The sequence below is a fragment of the Rhodoluna sp. genome (assembly GCF_049276775.1).
In the GTDB taxonomy this organism is placed as follows: domain Bacteria; phylum Actinomycetota; class Actinomycetes; order Actinomycetales; family Microbacteriaceae; genus Rhodoluna.
Genome location: NZ_JBASXC010000127.1, coordinates 1 through 3,100 on the forward strand (window position 1 = coordinate 1; position 3,100 = coordinate 3,100).

At 51.9% G+C, this 3,100-nt stretch carries 4 protein-coding genes; 2 read left to right on the top strand and 2 right to left on the bottom strand.

The window, feature by feature from the left end; genetic code table 11:
* A partial coding sequence (gene ygfZ, locus WAO31_RS07195; RefSeq protein WP_509591942.1) for a CAF17-like 4Fe-4S cluster assembly/insertion protein YgfZ occupies positions 1-916 on the top strand: 916 nt, incomplete at its 5' end.
* Here the strand turns inward: ygfZ and WAO31_RS07200 are convergent.
* A complete protein-coding gene (locus tag WAO31_RS07200; RefSeq protein ID WP_509591944.1) occupies positions 906-1,697 on the bottom strand; it encodes a class I SAM-dependent methyltransferase in 792 nt (263 codons plus the stop codon). The two genes, ygfZ and WAO31_RS07200, sit on opposite strands and share 11 nt — an antisense overlap.
* Before the next feature lie 35 nt (positions 1,698-1,732).
* Between WAO31_RS07200 and WAO31_RS07205 the strand changes: the two genes are divergently transcribed.
* On the top strand, positions 1,733-2,482 hold the full coding sequence (locus WAO31_RS07205) for a phosphoglyceromutase (RefSeq protein ID WP_509591946.1): 750 nt from the start codon (positions 1,733-1,735) through the stop codon (positions 2,480-2,482).
* Between the two features lie 10 nt (positions 2,483-2,492).
* On the opposite strand, the gene phoU is transcribed toward WAO31_RS07205, so the two are convergent.
* On the bottom strand, positions 2,493-3,098 hold the full coding sequence (gene phoU, locus WAO31_RS07210) for a phosphate signaling complex protein PhoU (protein ID WP_509591948.1): 606 nt from the start codon (positions 3,096-3,098) through the stop codon (positions 2,493-2,495).
* Positions 3,099-3,100: the final 2 nt, after the last annotated feature.

Here is a 3,100-nt window from a genome sequence, read left to right on the forward strand (position 1 = left end):
CACCTGGCTACACTCGCTGCTTAGTCAAAACCTGAAAAACTTGAATGCCGGGGAATCGGCGGAAGCTTTGCTGCTGGACCCGCAGGGACGTGTTGAACAGCTAATCAAGATAATTGATGACGGCGCGACGAGTTGGCTCATGGTCGATGAACCCAATACCGAGAGCCTCCTTGCCTGGTTAGAAAAAATGGTCTTTCGAATGAAAGTCGAAATAACTAATCGCTCCAAGGAATTTGCAACCGTTGGAGCTGTGAATCTTCAGGAAAGTTTTGCGGCGATTGAAAACTCACACCCTCTCATCTGGAAGGACCAGTGGCCGGGGGTTGTCACTGGTGGACACCGGTACTCGATAAGAGCGGTAAACCATTCTTGGTTTGAGCACTTAGTTAGAGTTGAAGACCTCGAGAATATACTCAAGGGCAAAACCCTGGCTGGAACCATGGCAGCCGATGGTTTGAGAGTTGCGGCGGGAAGACCTAAGGCAGCTAACGAAATTGATGATAAAACCCTGCCCCACGAGCTTGATTTGCTGGCTACCGCGGTTCACCTATCGAAGGGCTGCTACCGAGGGCAAGAATCTGTCGCCAAGGTTCATAACCTTGGGCACCCACCACGACGGCTCACCTTCTTACACCTGGATGGATCCGAGCACGCCTTACCCGACATAGGCGATGAGATTCGGGTTTCCGGCGAAGAGAAAATCCGCGGCCGGGTCACCTCGGTGGCTCAGCACTTTGACATGGGACCGATAGCCTTGTCGGTTATCTCGCGCTCGGTTCCAGAGGACGCTGAGCTCGAAGTTATTGGCAAGCACGGCGTTATTGCCGCAACCCAAGAAGTAATCGTTCCGCAGTCCGCTGGCTCGGTCGCCAACATTCCAAAGATTCCAAGGCTAAATCTTGGAGCTAAGAAATAGCTTTGTAATCGATGCTTAGCTCGCCAAGCCTCCAACGCTTTGGCCTATTTTCTATAGGCCAGCCGTTTTGGACCATGGCCTTCGCCATCTGAATGAATCGCTGTGCTGAACCAAAGGCTGCAAAGCCGGCGGCTTTGTCCCACTGCTGATCTAGTTCAGATAAATAGCGGTGGATGTTGGTGCCGGGAGTGTTTTTGTGAATCAGGACTTTTGGTAGTCGCTCCGCGACCTTACTCGGTCTCTCTAAACCCTGAAGCCTAAGGGAAATGGTGAATGAAACTGGCTCGTGCTTATTTATTGTGACGAAGCTCGCAACACGACCTATTTCATCTGACGTTCCCTCAATAATCAATCCGCTGTGACTGAGTCTCGATTGCATCTTTTCCCAAGCGGTCTGGACTTCTGATTCAGAGTATTGACGTAAAACATTCAAAGCACGAATAAGGTCGACATCTTTTCGATTAGAGAACTCGGGAGGTATCGGAATTTCAAATCCACCGTGTGCGAATGCAAGCATTGAGTGCTCCAGAGCTTTGGCTTCGCTGACCCTGGCCGGGTCAATTTCGATTCCAAGAACTCGGATCGCTGGTGTGTTCTTTTTCAACCTAGAAAGAAGCTCAACCGCAGTGACCGGCGTTTTACCGTACCCAAGATCGACGGCTAAGGGCTGGTCTATGTCTTTTAGGACAGTTAGCGAGGTGATGTATCGATCGACTCGCCGAAGGCGGTTGGGATTGGTGGTTCCGCGGGTTATTGCACCAACCGGTTTTTTCAAAGCCACCACTAAAAACTACCCTGCTCGATAAACTGGTTGGTATGACTACCCAACACACCCTAATTCTTCTTCGCCACGGCAACAGTCTGTGGAATCAACAGAATCTGTTTACCGGTTGGGTGGATGTTGACCTGAGCGATCAGGGCAGGGCCGAGGCCAAACGAGCCGGTGAGCTCCTAGCAGAATCAGGGCTCGCGCCAGATCTTTTGTATACCTCTTTACTAAGAAGAGCCATCTCAACTGCCAACATTGCCTTGGATGAAGCCAAGCGCAGCTGGATAGAGGTAAAGCGCTCCTGGCGTCTAAACGAGCGACACTACGGAGCCCTGCAGGGTAAGGATAAAGCCCAGACTCTAGCGGAGTACGGACCCGAGCAATTCCAGATCTGGAGAAGAAGCTTCGATGTTCCGCCACCGCCGATTGAAGATACTGACCAGTACTCGCAAGCGGCCGACGAGCGCTATGCCGATCTGGGTGACGCACTTCCAAGAACCGAATGCCTAAAGGATGTTTTGGTTCGAATGATGCCTCTCTGGGATCAAATCAAGGCTGACCTAAAATCTGGTAGAACCGTTTTAGTCACCGCTCACGGAAATTCACTTCGCGCATTGGTAAAGCACCTGGATGGAATCTCCGATGATGATATCGCCGAACTAAATATTCCAACCGGTATGCCGCTGGTTTATAAACTCAATGAAAATTTCGAACCACTCACAAAGGGCGGGGAATACCTAGACCCTGAAGCCGCAGCCGCCGGAGCAGCCGCGGTTGCAAGCCAGGGTAAAAAGTAAAAGCCTTTAGTTATTCAGCTTCGTGCCACTCACCGGTGGTGAGGTAGCTTACTTTGCTGGAGATGTCCACAACGTGGTCCGCAAATCTTTCGAAGTATCGGCTTGCCAGTGTCACGTCAACTGTGAACATGGCATTTTCTTTCCAGTCGTCGGCCAAAACAACATCAAAGACGTGACGGTGTAGCTCATCGACTCGCTCGTCCTCCGCCTGAATGGCTCGAGCTTGATCAACGTCGGTGTTTCGAAGAATTTCGGTAACCTTGTTGGCAAGTTTGGTATCGAGGGCGCCCATCTCTTCGAAGGTTGCTCGTAGTGAAGCAGGAATTGCCGAGCCCGGGTAGCGGTATCTTGCGATGGAGGCGATGTGTCCAGCCAGTGCCCCCATTCGCTCCAGCGAAGCGCTAATGCGAAGAGCTGAAACTAGGATTCTGAGGTCTCTAGCAACCGGGGACTGGCGGGCCAAAATCTTAATTACGAGCTCGTCCAGGGCAAGGGCCTTTTCCTCATTGCTCTCGGAAAGGGCAATTGCCTCGTCGGCCTTGGCTACATCGCCGCCCAGGAAGGCAGCCGAGGCCTTCTCCATGATTGTGGCGACCGAGTCGGAAATCTCGACCAGGC

Excerpts from the sequence above, each read along its gene's own strand:
- WAO31_RS07205 (WP_509591946.1), top strand. The coding sequence starts at position 1,733 with ATGACTACCCAACACACCCTAATTCTTCTTCGCCACGGCAACAGTCTG.